The following is a 16,844-nucleotide window of genomic DNA, read 5'->3' as shown; positions in this document are numbered from 1 at the left end:
GACAGTTTCTAAGGCCGTCGAGAAGGCACGGATTGACACCCCAGGAAATCGCGTAACCCCCGGAATACAAGGCGTTGACGGGCATGTGCGATGCGAAATGCAGATTCTGCCGTACGGCCATTGGCCCTGCGACAGGCCCTTGGAGCGGGCGGGGTGATCTGTGACGAATGCGCGCACCTCGCGTTGAGGCGTGGCATTTTCAGCAGGCCACCTGTCTGTTTTTTTGCAACGTATCGATTCGGGATCACGGTTTCCAGGGTGCTTTTATAACACCTGACGCAGTGGGGATATTCCACCAATTGCTCGGGAAAGACTGATTAGCCTCCACAGCCGTACTGCCCGGAGCATTCGTGCAATGAGTTCTGCCTCCCTAACCAAACCCCCCGCCGAGAGGGTACGGGTCAATCGCGTGGTGTTCTTCACCTCCGCGCTGATGATCCTCGTTCTGACTGCCTTGCTGATCGCTGTACCCGAAACTGCCGGCCAGGTGCTGGGCGTGGCCCAGAAATGGCTGACGCGCACCTTTGGCTGGTACTACATGCTGGTGATCTGCGGTTACCTGCTGTTCGTCGTCTACCTGGCCTTCTCCGACTACGGCAAGCTCAAGCTTGGCGGCAAGGATGACCAGCCCGACTTCAGCTATGGCGCCTGGGCCGGCATGCTGTTCTCCTCCGGTATCGGCATTTCGCTGCTGTATTTCGGCGCGTCCGAGCCGCTGGACCACTACTTCAACCCACCGGAAGGTACCCCGGCCAGCCTCGAGGCCGCGCGCCAGGGCCTGCAGTTGACTTTCCTGCACTGGGGTCTGCACGGCTGGGCGATCTACGCCCTGGTCGGCCTGGCCGTGGGTTACTTCGCCTACCGCCACAACCAGCCGCTGGCCCTGCGTTCGGCGCTGTACCCGCTGGTAGGTGAGCGCTGGGTCAAGGGCGCTGCCGGCAATGCCGTGGACATCTTCGGCATGTTCGTCACCCTGCTGGGCCTGGTGACCAACCTGGGTATCGGCTCGATGCAGGTAGCTTCCGGCCTGGAATACCTGTTTGGCATGGACCACAGCAAGACCAACCTGCTGGTGGTGATCCTGGTCATGGCTGGTGTGGCCACCGTGGCAGCTGTTTCGGGTGTGGAAAACGGTATTCGCCGCCTGTCCAACCTGAACATCGTGCTGTTCAGCGGCTTGCTGATCTTCGTGTTGCTGGGCGGCGAGACCCTGCACCTGCTCAACGGCCTGGTGCAGAACGTGGGCGACTACCTCAACGGCATCGTGCTGAAAACCTTCGACCTCTATGTGTATGAAGGCGAGACAGGCAAGTCCGAGCGCTGGCTGGGCCTGTGGACCGTGTTCTACTGGGCCTGGTGGATTTCCTGGGGCCCATTCGTCGGCATGTTCATTGCCCGTATCTCCAAGGGCCGCACCGTGCGCCAACTGGTGATGGGCGTGCTGCTGATCCCGCTGGGCTTCACCCTGGCCTGGCTGTCGATCTTCGGCAACACCGCGCTGGACCTGGTGATCAATCAGGGCGCGGTGGAGCTGGGCAAGACCGCGCTGGAGCAGCCGTCGATGTCGATCTACCAACTGCTGGAATACTTCCCGGCGGCCAAGATCGTGATCGGTGTGGCGGTATTCGTCGGCTTCGTGCTGTTCCTCACCCCGGCCGACTCCGGCGCGGTGATGATGGCCAATCTGTCGTGCAAAGGCGGCAAGGTCGACGAAGACGCCCCGCACTGGATGGTGGTGTTCTGGTCGGTGGTCATCACCCTGGTCACCATCGGCCTGCTGTTCGCCGGTAACTTCGAGGCCATGCAGACCATGGTGGTGTTGGCAGGCCTGCCGTTCTCGGTGGTGCTGGTGCTGTTCATGTTCGGCCTGTACAAGGCCATGAAGCAGGACGTGGCGGTCGAGCAGGAGCGTGCCGAACTGGCCGCCCGTGGCCGTCGCGGCTTCAGCGAGCGCCTGACCCAGCTGGAACTGCAGCCGACCCAGGCCGTGGTCCAGCGCTTCATGGACAAGCAGGTCAGCCCGGCGCTGAAAGAAGCCGCCGCGCATCTGCAGACGTTGGGCTTCGAGGTGGAAACCCGCGTTGGCCAGTCGCGCAACATGATGGGCCTGCGAGTGATGATGGACGAGGGTAACCCGTTCGTTTACGAAGTGAGCCTGGACGGCTATCTGGCTGCACCGAGCGAGGCACCGGTGGAAGGCGAGCCGGAAGTACGTCAGCGCTTCTATCGTGCCGAGGTGTACCTGCACGACGGCAGCCAGGAGTACGACCTGATGGGCTTTGCGCCCGAGCAGATCGTGCGTGACGTGCTGGATCAGTTCGAGAGCCACCGGCAGTTGCTGGGGCGGGTGTATAGCTGATTATCGTCAGGGGGCCGCTTTGCGGCCCTTCGCGGGCAAGCCCGCTCCCACAGGATTGTCACAGGCTTTGAAACCTGCTCGGTTCCTGTAGGAGCGGGCTTGCCCGCGAAGGGCTGCAAAGCAGCCCCAGCTTCTCAGCGGTTGCTGTAGCGCCCGTTCCTGCCATGCCCCGGCATCGCCTGGTTGCTGCGCACGGCGATCATCTGCTGCAGCCGGATCAGCTCGATGCCCTGGCCCTTGAGCCGTGGCAGTTCGCGCTCCAGCACTTCCAGGGTCTGTGGATAAGGGTGCCCGATCAGCACCGCCGAGCCTTGCTTGCGGGCAAGGGCGATACCCTGCTGCAACTGCGCGCTAATCGCCGCGGTGGTGCGCACGTCATCAAGAAAGACATCCCGTGAAACGTGGGCCAATCCTTGCGCCTGTGCTTCGGCAGCCGCTACGGTAGCCGCACTGGTACGGCTGTCGACGAAGAACAGGTGACGCCGTTGCAGCTCGCCCATCAGCCAGGCCATCGGCCCGCGCTGGGCGGTCATGCGGCTGCCCATGTGGTTGTTGATGCCGGCGGCATAAGGGACCTTGGCCAGGGCTGCGTCCAGGCGCCGGGCCAGTTCTTCGATGGTAATGCCAGGGTGCCAGGCATAAGCTCCGGTAGCCGGGTCCATGGGCATGTGCAGGATCACCGTCTTGCCGGCCTTGTGCGCCTGGCGGGCGAAGTCCGTGGCATGCGGGGTGTCGGGCATGATCGCCATGGTCACCGGGCCGGGGAGGGCCAGGGTGCGGCTGTCACGCTCGGGGCTCTGGCCGAGGTCGTCGATGATGATGCTCATGTAGGCCTTGCCGGCCGGCGCGGCTTGCGCGACCCCGGCCAGCAGGCAGAACAGCAGGCACAGCAGATACCGCATGGGCTGGATCACTTGCCCGAGGTGATGTTGAGGCCTTTGAGCAGGCTCAACGCCTGGCTCAGCTGGAAGTCATCGTCCTGTGGGCGCTCCTTGCGTTTGCTGCTGCCGGTCGGGCGGTCGGCGCCGCCGTTACCGTTGCCCAGGTGGCCCTGCAGGTCGGCTTCCTTGAAGTTGTCGGTGTCGGCTTCGGCGGTAAGCTTGGCCTGGCGCACTTCGATGTCGGGGACGATGCCCTGGGCCTGGATCGAGCGGCCGTTGGGGGTGAAGTACAGCGCGGTGGTCAGCTTCAGGGCGCGGTCATTGGCCAAGGGCAGCACGGTTTGTACCGAGCCCTTGCCGAAGCTGTCGGTGCCCATCAGCACGGCGCGTTTCTGGTCTTGCAGGGCGCCAGCGACGATTTCCGAGGCCGAGGCGCTGCCGCCGTTGATCAGCACCACCAATGGCACGCCTTCGCTGGCGTCGGCCGGGTCGGCCGAGAAGCGCAGCTCGGAGTTGGCGATGCGGCCCTTGGTGTAGACGATCAGGCCCTTGGTCAGGAAGTGGTCGGCCACTTCCACCGCCGATTGCAGCACGCCGCCCGGGTTGTTGCGCAGGTCGAGCACCACCCCGCGCAGCTTCTTGCCGTTGTCCTTGCGCAGCTTGGCCAGAGCCTTGCCCACTTCGTCGCCGGTCTTGACCTGGAACTGGGTGATACGGATGTAGCCGTAGTCGTTCTCCAGCAGCTGGCTCTTCACGCTCTTGACCTGGATGACCGCGCGGGTCAGGGTCACGTCGAAGGGGTTGCCGCCGTCGCGTACCAGGGTCAGGGTGATCTTCTCGCCCACCTTGCCGCGCATCTTGTCGACCGCTTCGGTCATGGTCTGGCCACGGGTCGGGGCGCCATTGATCTTGACGATCAGGTCGCCGGCCTGGACGCCGGCGCGCGAGGCCGGGGTGTCATCGATCGGCGAGACTACCTTGATGAAGCCATCTTCCTGGCCCACTTCGATGCCCAGCCCGCCGAACTCGCCGCTGGTGCTTTCCTGCAGCTCCTGGAAGTCTTCGGGGCCGAGGTAGGCCGAGTGCGGGTCGAGGTTGCTGAGCATGCCTTTGATGGCGTTTTCCAGCAGGGTCTTGTCGTCCACCGGCTCCACATAGGCAGCCTTGATGCGGTCCATGACCTCGGCGAAGGTGCGCAGTTCTTCCAGCGGCAGTGGCGCCTTGGCGGTCACCTCGGTGGCCGGCACTGCAGCCGCCTTGGCCGGCTCCGCGGCAGTGGCCAGGGGCGCGCCGACCGCCAGGGCGATGGACAGGGCCAGCTGGGTGAGACGAGGCGAGTGCAGCATGTCGAACGAACTCCTGATCCTGTAAGCGCTCCCTGCGGAGCATCGGCGCAGCATGTGGGCTGCGCCGTAGAAATTTGACTAGCCCCGGCACCACTGCGAAGGGTCGGTAGGCCGGCCCTGCTGGCGGATGGCGAAGTACAAGCCTGCCGTGTCCTGGCCACCGCTGTCGCCAACGGTGGAAATGGCTTCACCGGCCTTGACGATATCGCCGGCGTTCTTGAGCAGGCTCTGGTTATGGCCGTACAGGCTCAGGTAACCGTTGCCATGGTCGAGAATGACCAGAAGCCCGGCACCGCGCAACCAGTCGGCGAACACCACGCGCCCGCCGTGCACGGCGCGCACCTGCGTGCCCGGGTTGGCGCTGATCATCACCCCGTCCCACTTGGCCCGGGCATCGCTGCCGCGGGCATCGCCGAAGCGTGCCAGCAATCGACCATTGACTGGCCAGGGAAGTTTGCCCCGCGCGGCAGAAAATGCACCGCCGTAGCTCGCGCCGTCGCTGGAAACCATCGGGCCCAGGGTGGTACGGGCCTTTTTCGGCGGTTCCACGGGTTCGCGGGCTGGGTTGCGGGCAGCGGCGGCGGCCAAGGCTTGCTGCTGGCGGCGTTTTTCCGCTTCCTGCTGGGCCAGCAAGGCTTTCTTGCGTGCTTCCTCGGCCTCGCGGGCCTGGCGGGCCAGGGTTTCCTCGATGGTCTTGAGCACTTTGGCCAGGTCGGCCTGGTCCTGCTCACGGGCCTGCAGCTTCTGGCCGCGGTCTTTCACGTCGCTGTTGAGCTTGGCCAGCACCTGCTGGCGCTTGCCGCGCTCGGTTTCCAGTGCCTGGCGGCGGCTGTCGAGATCGGCACGCTGGGCCAGCAGCTGTTGCTGCTGGGTGGAGATTTCCTGCTCGACGTTGGCCAGCTGGCGCAGGGTTTCATTGAAGGTGCGCAGTTGCTCCAGGCGCGCCTTGCTCAGGTAGTCGTAATAGGTGAGGGTGCGGGCGAACTTCTCGGGGTTCTGCTGGTTGAGCAGCAGCTTGAGGTATTCCTCGCGGCCGTTCTGGTAGGCCGAACGGGCCTGGATGGCGATCAGTCGCTGTTGTTCAACGCGGGCGCTCTGGAGTTTTTTTTTCTCGGTATCAAGGCGCTCCAGCTCGCCCTCGGTCTTTTTTAGTTCTTGCTGCAGAGCCTCCACCTGCTTTTCGAGGTTGCCGATGTCGGTCTCGGTGGCTTTGAGGTCCTTTTGCACACCGGCTTTTTCTTCCTGGAGCTTGCCCAGCGTTTTCTTGAGCTCGGCAATGTCCTGGCGGGTGGCGTCCAGTTGCTGCTGGGTCTGCGCACGCTCATCGGCGAAGGCCGGGCTGAGCAGGCAAGACAGGGCTAGGAGGATCAGGGCGCGAAGCATGGGGTTTGGCGTACCAAGGATGGAGACTGGCCTAGTATGCCCGCGTGGGCGGGCAAAAAAAACGCCTCGCTGTGGGTGCGGCGGGGCGTTTGTCTGGAATTCATGTGTACAGGGGCTGCTTTGCAGCCCAATCGCCGGCAAGCCAGCTCCCACAGGGAGCTGTGGCTGACACCGAACCTGTGGCTTGCCGGCGATTGGGCCGCAACGCGGCCCCATGCACGGAATCAGGCGTCTACCAGGATGGACGTACCGGTCATTTCCACCGGCTTTTCCAGCCCCAGCAGCTTGAGCATGGTCGGCGCCACGTCGGCCAGCACGCCGCCGTCGCGCACCTTGAGGTTGCGCTTGCCCACATAGATGAACGGTACCGGCTCGGTGGTGTGCGCGGTATGCGCCTGGCCAGTGCACTCGTCTTCCATCTGCTCGACATTGCCGTGGTCGGCGGTGATCAGTGCTTCGCCGCCGACCTTGTCCAGCGCATCGACGATGCGGCCGACGCAGCCATCCAGGGCCTCGACGGCCTTCACCGCGGCGTCGAACACGCCGGTATGGCCGACCATGTCGCCGTTGGCGTAGTTGACCACGATCACGTCATAGCGCTGCTGCTCGATGGCGTCGACGATGCGGTCGGTGACTTCCGGTGCGCTCATTTCCGGTTGCAGGTCATAGGTAGCGACCTTCGGCGACGGGATCAGGATGCGCTCTTCGCCTTCGAACGGCTCTTCGCGGCCACCGGAGAAGAAGAAGGTGACGTGGGCGTACTTCTCGGTTTCGGCGATACGCAGCTGGGTCTTGCCGTTCTTCGCCAGGTACTCGCCCAGCACGTTGTTCAGGCTGGACGGGGCAAAGGCTGCCGGTGCCGGGATCTTCGCCGAGTACTGGGTCAGGCCGATGTAGGCCGCCATCTTCGGCAGGCGCGCACGGGGGAATTCAGTGAAGTCTGGTTCGACGAATGCACGCGACAGCTCGCGGGCGCGGTCGGCGCGGAAGTTCATGAAGATCACTGCATCGCCGTCTTCGACCTTGACCGCTGCGCCGATGCGCGTGGCCTTGACGAACTCGTCGCTCTCGTCGCGGGCGTAGGCCGCTTCCAGGCCTGCCAGGGCGGTGTCCGCGGTGTATTCGGCGGTGCTGTCGACGATCAGGTTGTAGGCGGCGCTGACGCGGTCCCAGCGGTTGTCGCGGTCCATGGCGTAGTAGCGACCGATCAGGCTGGCGATGCGGCCCTTGCCCAGTTTGGCGAAGGTGGCGTCGAGCAGTTCGATGGACGACTGCGCGCTGCGTGGCGGGGTGTCGCGGCCATCGAGGAAGGCGTGCAGGTAGATCTTTTCGGCACCGCGCTGCGCGGCCAGTTCGGCCATCGCCACCAAGTGGTCCTGGTGGCTGTGTACGCCGCCATCGGACAGCAGGCCGAGGATATGCACGGCCTTGCCGGCACCGGCTGCCTTGTCCACCGCACCGGTAAGCACCGGGTTTTCGAAGAACTCGCCGTCGCGGATGGCCTTGGTCACCCGGGTGAAGTCCTGGTAGACGACGCGGCCTGCGCCGAGGTTCATGTGACCGACTTCGGAGTTGCCCATCTGCCCGTCCGGCAGGCCGACATCCATGCCCGAACCGGAAATGAGGCCATGCGGCTGGCTGGCGCGCAGGCGGTCATAGACCGGCGTGTTGGCGGCGTAGATGGCGTTGTATTCGGGGCTTTCGCTGTGGCCGAAGCCATCCAGGATGATCAGGACCAGGGGTTTGGGCGTACTCGTCATCAATCAAACTCACGGTTGTTCAAAGATGATAAAGACACGCATTTTAGGGCAAATGCGCCACCTGCGGCGAATATTCCTCCCATTCCCCCGACCGGCGCATGCGTGCCAGCGATGTGAAGGTGGTTTTCCGGCCGGCCCGTCGGGCTTTGGTGGCATTGAGGGGCTGTGTATACTGGCCGGCATTTTCAATCGCGTGGAACACCCCAGATGGTTGCTAACCTGATTCAATTTGCGACAAACCACTACATCCTGGTGGCGATCTTCGTTGTTTTGCTGGTCGCATTGCTGGTCAACGAAATCCGTCGCGGCGGCCAAAGCCTGAGCAACGGCCAGCTGACGGCCCTGGTCAATGCCGAAAAAGCCCTGGTGGTCGACATCCGCCCGCCCAAGGAATACTCCGCCGGTCACATCGTCGGTGCGGTGAACATCCCGCAGGACAAGTTGGTCAACCGCATGACCGAGCTGGACAAGCACAAAGAGAAGACCCTGATCGTCGTCGACGCGATGGGCCAGCAGTCCGGCACCATCTGCCGCGAGCTGCTCAAGGCTGGTTACAACGCCGCCAAACTGAGCGGTGGCGTTTCCAGCTGGAAAGCCGATAACCTGCCCCTGGTGAAGTGATATGAAGCCCGTCATCGTCTATTCCAGCGACTACTGCCCCTACTGCATGCGTGCCAAGTACCTGCTCGAGAGCAAGGGCGTGGCCTTCGATGAAATCAAGGTCGACGGCAAGCCGCAGCTGCGTGCCGAGATGAGCCAGAAGGCCGGCCGTACTTCGGTACCGCAGATCTGGATCGGCAGCACCCATGTCGGTGGATGCGATGACCTCTATGCCCTGGAGCGCGCCGGCAAGCTCGACGCGCTGCTGGCGGCCTGATTTTGCACTGCATTCAAAAACATTAGGATAAGGATCTGCCATGACTGACCAACAGACCAACGGCGCTGCTGCAGAAGACAACAGCCCCCAGTTCTCCATGCAGCGCATCTATGTGCGCGACCTGTCGTTCGAAGCCCCGAAAAGCCCGCAGATCTTCCGCCAGACCTGGGAGCCGAGCGTTGCCCTGGACCTGAACACCAAGCAGAAAGCCCTGGAAGGCGACTTCCACGAGGTGGTGCTGACCCTGTCGGTCACCGTCAAGAACGGTGACGAAGTGGCCTTCATCGCTGAAGTGCAGCAGGCAGGTATCTTCCTGATCAAGAACCTGGACGCGGCTTCGATGAGCCACACCCTGGGTGCGTTCTGCCCGAACATCCTGTTCCCGTACGCCCGTGAAACCCTGGACAGCCTGGTGACCCGCGGTTCGTTCCCGGCCCTGATGCTGTCGCCGGTCAACTTCGACGCCCTGTACGCGCAAGAAATGCAGCGTATGCAGGAAGCTGGCGAAGCGCCGACTGTGCAGTAAGTTTGCTGGAATCAAAAAAGCGCCTCTCGGGGCGCTTTTTTGTTGCCTGCACTGGCCCTTTCGCGGGCAAGCCCGCTCCTACAGGGGTCACACAATCACTGTAGGAGCGGGCTTGCCCGCGAAAGGGCCGGGTCAGGTTAGAGATCAACTCCCGGCAAACCCATTCTGCCGCCACGCCTCATACACCGTCACCGCCACGGTATTGGACAGGTTCAGGCTACGGCACCCCGGCCGCATCGGCAGGCGCAGGCGTTGTTCGGCCGGCAGGCTGTCCAGCACTTCGGCCGGTAGCCCACGGCTCTCGGGCCCGAACAGGAAGGCATCGCCGGGCTGGTAGGCCACTTCGTGGAACGGGTGCGAGCCCTTGGTGGTAAAGGCGAACAGCCGCGGGTTGCCCAGGCTTTCCAGGCATCCGGCCAGGCTCTCGTGGCGCTTGAGCGTGGCATACTCGTGGTAATCCAGCCCCGCACGACGCAGGCGCTTGTCATCCAGTTCGAAGCTGATGGGTTCGATCAGGTGCAGGTCGCAGCCGCTGTTGGCGCACAGGCGAATGATGTTGCCGGTATTCGGCGGAATTTCTGGTTGAAAGAGGATGACGTGAAACATGCACGGCTCCAAGCGTGAAGATGACGGGCATTCTACCCCTGAACCGGACGTGCGTTCGAAGGCGTTCCCTCGGGTGATGCTGTCGTTGGCGATTGTCGGCTTGATGGTCGGGCTGATGATCGGCCGCCTGACCGCGCCCGACGAGCGTGAGCTGCAGCAGGTGGAGGTGGTGCAGGATGGCCTGGACCTGTGGTTCAACGAAGAGCCCCAGCTGCATGGCGAGCACGTGGAAGGTACGGTCGCGCTGTTGTTCCAGGCCCAGGGCAAGGCCCAGCATGGGCAACTGAGCTTGCAGGGCAAGCCGGTCAGCTGGCGCGTGCGCAAGAGCGAAGAAGGTTTGTTGCTGACGGTGGTGGCCGCGCGCCCCTTGCACGGCGAATGGATGGGTGCAAAGGACGCTGGGCGCTGGCGGGTGCAGGTGAAACTGCACGAATAAAAGAGGGGATATCCCGGCCTGCCTGTACCAGGGTCCCCAAAACGGGCGATGTCGCGAATAAAAGAGGGGTTTTCCCGGCCTGCCTGTACCGAGGACCCCGAAACTGGAGATGTATTAGCTATTGCAGGGGGCGTGCCAGTTTTGCAAAGCCCGTGGATATTGGGCTTTCAGGGGGATTTGGCCGGGTTTTGAGGGGATTTGTGCCTTTGTGAGGTGCATCGGGCACAGGATCGGTGCATCGGGAGGCTGAAATGGTTGGGGCCGCTTTGCGGCCCATCGCAGGCAAGCCAGCTCCCACAGGTACCGCGCAGATTTCAGGATTTGCGCGGTACCTGTGGGAGCTGGCTTGCCTGCGATGGGCTGCAAAGCAGCCCCAGGGGTCTGGCAGGCGAAACGCTTAATCAGTGCTCATCACCTTCCTCTTCATCTCCCCCAGCCACATTCATCCCCAGTTCCTTGATCTTGCGCGTCAGGGTATTGCGCCCCCAACCCAGCAGCAGCGCCGCATCCCGCCGCCGCCCGGCGGTGTGCTTGAGCGCCGTCTCGATCATGATCCGCTCAAAGCTCGGCACCGCACTGTCCAGCAGGTTCGACTGCCCACGCGCCAATGCCTGGTCGGCCCACTGGCGCAGCGCCTGCTCCCAGTTGGTCACCGGTGCGGCGTCCTGTGGCAGGTTCAGCAGTTCTGGCGGCAGGTCGCCAATCAGCACCTCGCGGCTGGAGGCCATCACGGTGATCCAGCGGCAGGTGTTCTCCATCTGCCGCACGTTGCCCGGCCAGGGCAGGTTGCGGATGAACTCTTCGGTTTCCGGCTTGAGGATCTTCGGCTCGACTGCCAGCTCCTGAGCGGCGCGGGCGAGGAAGTGGCGGGCGAGGGCAGGGATGTCTTCGCGGCGGTCGGCCAGCCTCGGGATGTGGATGCGGATCACGTTGAGGCGGTGGAACAAGTCTTCGCGGAACTTGCCAGCCTGCACCAGCGACTCCAGGTTCTGGTGGGTGGCGGCAATGATGCGCACGTCGACCTTGACCGGCACGTGGCCGCCGACGCGGTAGAACTCGCCATCGGCCAGCACCCGCAGCAGGCGGGTTTGGGTGTCGGCGGGCATGTCACCGATCTCGTCGAGGAACAAGGTACCGCCATCGGCCTGCTCGAAGCGGCCCCGGCGCAGGTTGGCAGCGCCAGTGAAGGCGCCTTTTTCGTGGCCGAACAGCTCGGACTCCATCAGGTCCTTGGGGATGGCGGCCATGTTCAGGGCAATGAACGGTGACGCCGCGCGTGGGCTGTGGCGGTGCAGGGCATGGGCTACCAGCTCCTTGCCGGTACCGGACTCACCGTTGATCAGCACGGTGATATTGGAGTGGCTGAGGCGACCGATGGCACGGAACACCTCCTGCATCGCCGGTGCTTCACCGATGATTTCCGGCGTGCGCGCCAGGCTCTGCGGCACATCCAGCCCCTGCTGCTCCTGGGCGTGCTGGTTGGCGCGCTTGACCAGCGAAACCGCCTCGTCCACGTCGAACGGCTTGGGCAGGTATTCGAAGGCACCGCCCTGGTACGAGGCCACGGCGCTGTCCAGGTCGGAATGGGCGGTCATGATGATGACCGGCAGGCGCGGGTGCTGCTCGCGGATCTGTGCCAGCAGGTCGAGGCCGCTGGTGCCGGGCATGCGGATGTCGGAAATGATCACATCCGGCTGCTGGCGTGCCAGGCGGCCCATGACACCGTCTGCGCTGTCGAAGCTCTGGGTGGTCATGCCTTCCTGTTGCAGGGCTTTTTCCAGGACCCAGCGGATGGAGCGATCATCGTCGACGATCCATACGGTTTCACTTCGGCTCATGAGGCGGTGGCTCCTTGTTCCAGGGGCAGGTAGATCGAGAAGGCGGTGTGGCCTGCATGGCTTTCACACTCGATCAGGCCCTGGTGCTGGCTGATGATGTTCTGAGTGATGGCCAGGCCCAGCCCGGTACCGTCCGGGCGGCCGCTGACCATGGGATAGAAGAGGGTGTCCTGCAGTTCCGGCGGAATGCCCGGGCCGTTGTCGATGATCTCTACCCGCGCCACCAGGCGATGACGCACATGGCCGATGGTGAACTGGCGCAGGGCGCGGCTGCGCAGGGTGATGCGGCCCAGGCGCAGCTCGTTCTGCGAGCTGATCGCCTGCATGGCGTTGCGCACGATGTTGAGCACGGCCTGGATCATCTGTTCGCGGTCGATCAGCACGTCCGGCAGGCTGGGGTCGTAATCGCGCACCAAAGTGATGCAGCCCTGGCTTTCGGCCTCGACCAGGCTGCACACCCGCTCCAGCACTTCATGGATGTTAGTCATGGCCAGCGACGGCAGCTTGTTCGAGCCGAGCATGCGGTCGACCAGGTTGCGCAGGCGGTCGGCCTCTTCGATGATCACGTTGGTGTAGTCGCGCAGGCCTTCTTCGGGCAACTCGCGGGCCAGAAGCTGGGCTGCGCCGCGGATGCCACCGAGCGGGTTCTTGATTTCGTGGGCCAGGCCGCGCACCAGCATCTTGGTGGTTTCCTGCTTGCTCAGCTGGGCCTCTTCCTTGGTGATGCGCAGCAGCCGGTCACGTGGGTGCACCTCCAGCAGCAGCAGGGTCTGGCCCTGGTGCAGGATCGGCGTTACCGCGTAGTCGACGGTGATGGTCTGCCCGGTCAGCGAAGTGAGCTGCGCTTCACGCTTGGTGAACGGATGCGCCTGCTCGACCGCCTGGCGCAACGAGCTGAGCGCTTCGGTCGATTCGGTGAACAACTCGCTGATGAATTGCCCATGGCTGCGCTGGCCACTGACCGCCAGCAGCATTTCCGCGGCCGGGTTCATGTACTCCAGGCGCAACTCGGCATTGAGCAGCAGCGTGGCGGTGGTCAGGTTGTCCAGAAGCAGACGGTGCTGTGCATCGCTGATGGTCATAAGGCGTCGTTGACCTCTTTTGGCGCTTGCCTGGCACTGGTGTGGTCAGGGCCGGGCGCGGGGTGGGTCCGCTGATGCGAGTCTTTCTACAAAAAATGCAAGAAACAAACCAAAGCTCCGAAAAGAAGCGGGATTTGCCGATAAAGGCCTGGATCTGCGCGAATTCGGATCAGAAACTCTGGATGAAGCGTTTCACTTGAACCAGATTGGGGAGCAAATAGGGGCGTGCCGCTTAATCGTGCACCAAGTTAGAGCATAGCGTGGCGGGTAGGGTTACTGTGTGACGCAGAAACGAAAACGGCCTCCCGAAGGAGGCCGTCTCGATGATGTCATCGGCGCCAGGCGCCGATCAGATCAGCAGCTGTAGTACAGCTCGTATTCCAGCGGGTGCACGAAGGTACGGACCTTGATCTCTTCTTCGCTCTTCAGCTCGATGAAGGCATCGATGAAGTCGTCGGAGAACACGCCGCCCTTGGTCAGGAACGCACGGCCTTTGTCCAGCTCTTCCAGGGCTTCTTTCAGGCTGCCGCATACTTGCGGGATGTCCTTGGCCTCTTCTGGTGGCAGGTCGTACAGGTTCTTGTCGGCAGCATCGCCTGGGTGGATCTTGTTCTGGATGCCGTCCAGGCCAGCCATCAGCAGGGCCGCGAAGGCCAGGTACGGGTTGGCCGATGGGTCCGGGAAGCGTGCTTCGATACGACGGGCTTTCGGGCTGCCGACGTAAGGAATACGGATCGAGGCGGAACGGTTGCGAGCCGAGTAGGCCAGCATTACCGGGGCTTCGAAGCCTGGGACCAGACGCTTGTAGGAGTTGGTCGACGGGTTGGTGAAGCCGTTCAGGGCCTTGCCGTGCTTGATGATACCGCCGATGAAGTACAGGGCAGTGTCGGACAGGCCGGCATAGCCTTCACCTGCGAAGGTGTTCTTGCCGTCTTTCCAGATCGACATGTGCACGTGCATGCCCGAGCCGTTGTCGCCGTACAGCGGCTTCGGCATGAAGGTGGCGGTACGGCCGTAGGCGTCGGCAACGTTGTGCACGACGTATTTCAGCGCCTGTACTTCGTCAGCCTTCTTCACCAGGGTGTTGAACTTGACGCCGATTTCGTTCTGGCCGGCTGTCGCCACTTCGTGGTGGTGAACTTCGACGGTCTGGCCCATTTCTTCCAGTGCGTTGCACATGGCAGTACGGATTTCGTGGTCGTGGTCGAACGGCGGGACCGGGAAGTAGCCGCCTTTCACGCCAGGACGGTGGCCTTTGTTGCCGCCTTCCACGTCAGCGCCGGTCATCCACGAGCCTTGCTCGGAGAAGATCTTGAACATCGAACCGGAGATGTCCGACTGGAACTTCACTTCGTCGAAGATGAAGAACTCAGGCTCCGGGCCTGCGAACACGGTGTCACCGATGCCGGTGCTCTTCAGGTACTCTTCGGCGCGCTTGGCGATCCCGCGTGGGTCGCGATCGTAGCCTTGCATGCTCGACGGGTCGACGATGTCGCAGGTGAGGATCAGGGTCGGCTCTTCGGTGAACGGGTCCAGTACGGCAGTGTCGTCGACCGGCATCAGGATCATGTCGGAGGCTTCGATGCCTTTCCAGCCAGCGATGGAGGAACCGTCGAACATCTTGCCGACTTCGAAGAAGTCTTCGTCCAGAGCGTCACGCGCGGGCATGGTCACGTGATGCTGAATGCCTTTGGTGTCCGTGAAACGCAGATCAATCCACTTGACGTCATGATCTTTGATGAGTTGAACCGACTTCGACATGTTGTCCTCCGGATGGTCTAGAGCGCGGTGGGCCGCTGCCCTGGAAAAAGGGTGTTGCCGGGCGCGGATAGTCGGCCAAGCTTACCTGCCTCACAAGGGAGCAAATTGCATGCCAGTGCCCGAAAATGGCGAGCGGGGGATAAAAGGAGGCGTTTGCGGGCATTTGGCGGTGGGCTGGCGGGGAAAAGTGCACCCTTACGATGCGATTTTCAGTATGGGCGCACCAATAAGGTGCATTGGGTGAATTGTGTGCTTTCTTTGAGGGCCTCATCGCCGGCAAGCCAGCTCCCACAGGTAGAGCGCAGGTCTTGAGGGCTGTGGATGGCCTGTGAGAGCTGGCTTGCCGGCGATGAGGCCGGTACAGGCAATATAAATCCGACCTTCTGTACAAAAGTTGGTCAAATCCTGAGCAATTTCCGCTATAATTCGCGCCCCTCATTTTCGGCAGGCCCTGCGCGCGCTGTTAACCAATGAAACTTATCGTCAAAGTCTTCCCAGAAATCACCATCAAGAGCCGGCCGGTGCGCAAGCGCTTCATCCGCCAGCTCGGCAAGAACATCCGCAACGTGCTCAAGGACCTCGACCCTGAGCTCGCGGTCGATGGTGTCTGGGACAACCTCGAAGTGGTCACCCGCGTCGAAGACGAGAAAGTCCAGCGCGAGATGATCGAGCGCCTCACCTGCACCCCGGGTATCACCCACTTCCTGCAGGTAGAGGAATACCCGCTGGGTGACTTCGACGATATCGTCGCCAAGTGCAAGCACCACTTCGGCCACCTGCTGCCCGGCAAGCACTTCGCCGTGCGCTGCAAGCGCGGTGGCCACCACGACTTCACCTCGATGGATGTCGACCGCTACGTCGGCAGCCAGCTGCGCCAGCAGTGCGGTGCCGCCGGCATCGAGCTGAAGCACCCCGAAGTGCTGGTGCGCATCGAAATCCGCGACCAGCGCCTGTACGTGATCCACAACCAGCACCAGGGCATCGGCGGTTATCCGCTGGGCGCCCTGGAGCAGACCCTGGTGTTGATGTCCGGCGGCTTCGACTCCACCGTGGCGGCCTATCAGATGATGCGCCGCGGCCTGATGACCCACTTCTGCTTCTTCAACCTCGGCGGCCGCGCCCACGAACTGGGCGTGATGGAAGTGGCCCACTACCTGTGGAAGAAGTACGGCAGCAGCCAGCGCGTGCTGTTCATCAGCGTGCCGTTCGAAGAAGTGGTCGGCGAGATCCTCAACAAGGTCGACAACAGCTACATGGGCGTGACTCTCAAGCGCATGATGCTGCGCGCTGCCGCGCACATGGCCGACCGCCTGGAGATCGACGCGCTGGTCACCGGCGAGGCGATTTCCCAGGTGTCCAGCCAGACCCTGCCGAACCTGGCGATCATCGACTCGGCCACCGACAAGCTGGTGCTGCGCCCGTTACTGGCCAGCCACAAGCAGGACATCATCGACCAGGCCTACACGATCGGCACCGCCGATTTCGCCAAGCACATGCCAGAATATTGCGGCGTGATCTCGGTAAACCCGACCACCCACGCCAAGCGTCACCGCATGGAGCATGAAGAGAAGCAGTTCGACATGGCCGTGCTGGAGCGCGCCCTGGAACGTGCCAAGCTGATCTCCATCGACCATGTGATCGACGAACTGGGCAAGGATGTCGAAATCGAGGAAGTGACCGAGGCGCTGCCCGGCCAGATCGTCATCGACATTCGTCACCCCGATGCCCAGGAGGACGAACCCCTGGTGATCGAGGGCGTCGAAGTCCAGGTAATGCCGTTCTACGCCATCAACAGCAAGTTCAAGCAACTGGACGCCAACCGCCAGTACTTGCTGTATTGCGACAAAGGTGTGATGAGCCGTTTGCACGCACACCACCTGCTCAGTGAGGGACATGCCAATGTGCGTGTTTATCGTCCGGCATAAGACGCCAGGGCTGTATGGCGGCAGCATCCGCCATCGCCCTCCCGACCATCGGGCCCGCTGAGCC

At 62.8% G+C, this 16,844-nt stretch carries 14 protein-coding genes; 6 read left to right on the top strand and 8 right to left on the bottom strand.

What is annotated here, in order from left to right; translation table 11 throughout:
- Window positions 1-355 precede the first annotated feature (355 nt).
- Entirely contained in the window at window positions 356-2,359 is a 2,004-nt protein-coding gene (locus tag TZ03_RS17960; RefSeq protein WP_051099553.1) for a BCCT family transporter, read from the top strand.
- A 134-nt stretch (window positions 2,360-2,493) separates the two neighbouring features.
- Here TZ03_RS17960 and TZ03_RS17955 read toward each other — a convergent pair whose 3' ends face one another.
- The 4 genes from TZ03_RS17955 to gpmI all read right to left on the bottom strand — a co-directional run bounded on the left by TZ03_RS17955 (window position 2,494) and on the right by gpmI (window position 7,729).
- The gene (locus TZ03_RS17955; protein WP_051099552.1) at window positions 2,494-3,261 is read right to left on the bottom strand and encodes a divergent polysaccharide deacetylase family protein; all 768 of its coding nucleotides are present in this window, start codon (window positions 3,259-3,261) and stop codon (window positions 2,494-2,496) included.
- 8 nt (window positions 3,262-3,269) lie between these two features.
- The gene (locus tag TZ03_RS17950) at window positions 3,270-4,586 is read right to left on the bottom strand and encodes a S41 family peptidase (RefSeq protein ID WP_051099551.1); all 1,317 of its coding nucleotides are present in this window, start codon (window positions 4,584-4,586) and stop codon (window positions 3,270-3,272) included.
- A 78-nt stretch (window positions 4,587-4,664) separates the two neighbouring features.
- Window positions 4,665-5,969, bottom strand: coding sequence for a murein hydrolase activator EnvC family protein (locus TZ03_RS17945; protein WP_051099550.1), 1,305 nt, complete (start codon window positions 5,967-5,969; stop codon window positions 4,665-4,667).
- Between the two features lie 224 nt (window positions 5,970-6,193).
- On the bottom strand, window positions 6,194-7,729 hold the full coding sequence (gene gpmI, locus TZ03_RS17940; protein ID WP_051099549.1) for a 2,3-bisphosphoglycerate-independent phosphoglycerate mutase: 1,536 nt from the start codon (window positions 7,727-7,729) through the stop codon (window positions 6,194-6,196).
- Between the two features lie 207 nt (window positions 7,730-7,936).
- Here gpmI and TZ03_RS17935 point away from each other — a divergent pair, with 207 nt between their 5' ends.
- The 3 genes from TZ03_RS17935 to secB are packed head-to-tail and all read left to right on the top strand — an operon-like array spanning window position 7,937 to window position 9,132.
- On the top strand, window positions 7,937-8,350 hold the full coding sequence (locus TZ03_RS17935; RefSeq protein WP_051099548.1) for a rhodanese-like domain-containing protein: 414 nt from the start codon (window positions 7,937-7,939) through the stop codon (window positions 8,348-8,350).
- 1 nt (window position 8,351) lies between these two features.
- Window positions 8,352-8,606 carry a glutaredoxin 3 gene (grxC, locus tag TZ03_RS17930; protein ID WP_051099547.1) on the top strand — a complete coding sequence of 85 codons (255 nt, stop codon included), beginning with the start codon at window positions 8,352-8,354 and terminating at the stop codon, window positions 8,604-8,606.
- 40 nt (window positions 8,607-8,646) lie between these two features.
- Complete coding sequence (secB, locus tag TZ03_RS17925; RefSeq protein ID WP_013974581.1) at window positions 8,647-9,132, top strand: protein-export chaperone SecB; 486 nt, start codon at window positions 8,647-8,649, stop codon at window positions 9,130-9,132.
- 144 nt (window positions 9,133-9,276) lie between these two features.
- Here the strand turns inward: secB and trmL are convergent, their stop codons facing one another.
- The gene (trmL, locus tag TZ03_RS17920) at window positions 9,277-9,738 is read right to left on the bottom strand and encodes a tRNA (uridine(34)/cytosine(34)/5-carboxymethylaminomethyluridine(34)-2'-O)-methyltransferase TrmL (RefSeq protein WP_013974580.1); all 462 of its coding nucleotides are present in this window, start codon (window positions 9,736-9,738) and stop codon (window positions 9,277-9,279) included.
- Here trmL and TZ03_RS17915 point away from each other — a divergent pair.
- The gene (locus tag TZ03_RS17915) at window positions 9,737-10,174 is read left to right on the top strand and encodes a hypothetical protein (RefSeq protein WP_051099546.1); all 438 of its coding nucleotides are present in this window, start codon (window positions 9,737-9,739) and stop codon (window positions 10,172-10,174) included. The genes trmL and TZ03_RS17915 overlap by 2 nt on opposite strands.
- 401 nt (window positions 10,175-10,575) lie before the next feature.
- Here the strand turns inward: TZ03_RS17915 and ntrC are convergent, their stop codons facing one another.
- The 3 genes from ntrC to glnA form a co-directional block, all read right to left on the bottom strand.
- Window positions 10,576-12,012, bottom strand: a complete 1,437-nt coding sequence (gene ntrC / locus TZ03_RS17910; RefSeq protein WP_051099545.1) for a nitrogen regulation protein NR(I) — start codon at window positions 12,010-12,012, stop codon at window positions 10,576-10,578.
- Window positions 12,009-13,094: a nitrogen regulation protein NR(II) gene (gene glnL, locus TZ03_RS17905; protein WP_025340937.1), complete on the bottom strand. Its 1,086-nt coding sequence runs from the start codon at window positions 13,092-13,094 to the stop codon at window positions 12,009-12,011. The genes ntrC and glnL overlap by 4 nt, the downstream gene beginning before the upstream one ends.
- 354 nt (window positions 13,095-13,448) lie before the next feature.
- Entirely contained in the window at window positions 13,449-14,855 is a 1,407-nt protein-coding gene (gene glnA / locus TZ03_RS17900; protein ID WP_051099544.1) for a type I glutamate--ammonia ligase, read from the bottom strand.
- 470 nt (window positions 14,856-15,325) lie between these two features.
- On the opposite strand from glnA, the gene thiI reads away from it, so the two are divergent.
- Window positions 15,326-16,780 (top strand): tRNA uracil 4-sulfurtransferase ThiI, encoded by a 1,455-nt coding sequence (gene thiI, locus TZ03_RS17895; RefSeq protein WP_051099543.1) that lies wholly within the window; start codon window positions 15,326-15,328, stop codon window positions 16,778-16,780.
- Window positions 16,781-16,844: the final 64 nt, after the last annotated feature.

Origin of the sequence: Pseudomonas sp. 10-1B (assembly GCF_000935045.1) — a bacterium.
Lineage (GTDB): Bacteria > Pseudomonadota > Gammaproteobacteria > Pseudomonadales > Pseudomonadaceae > Aquipseudomonas.
This window is presented reverse-complemented; position numbering and strand designations above follow the sequence as displayed.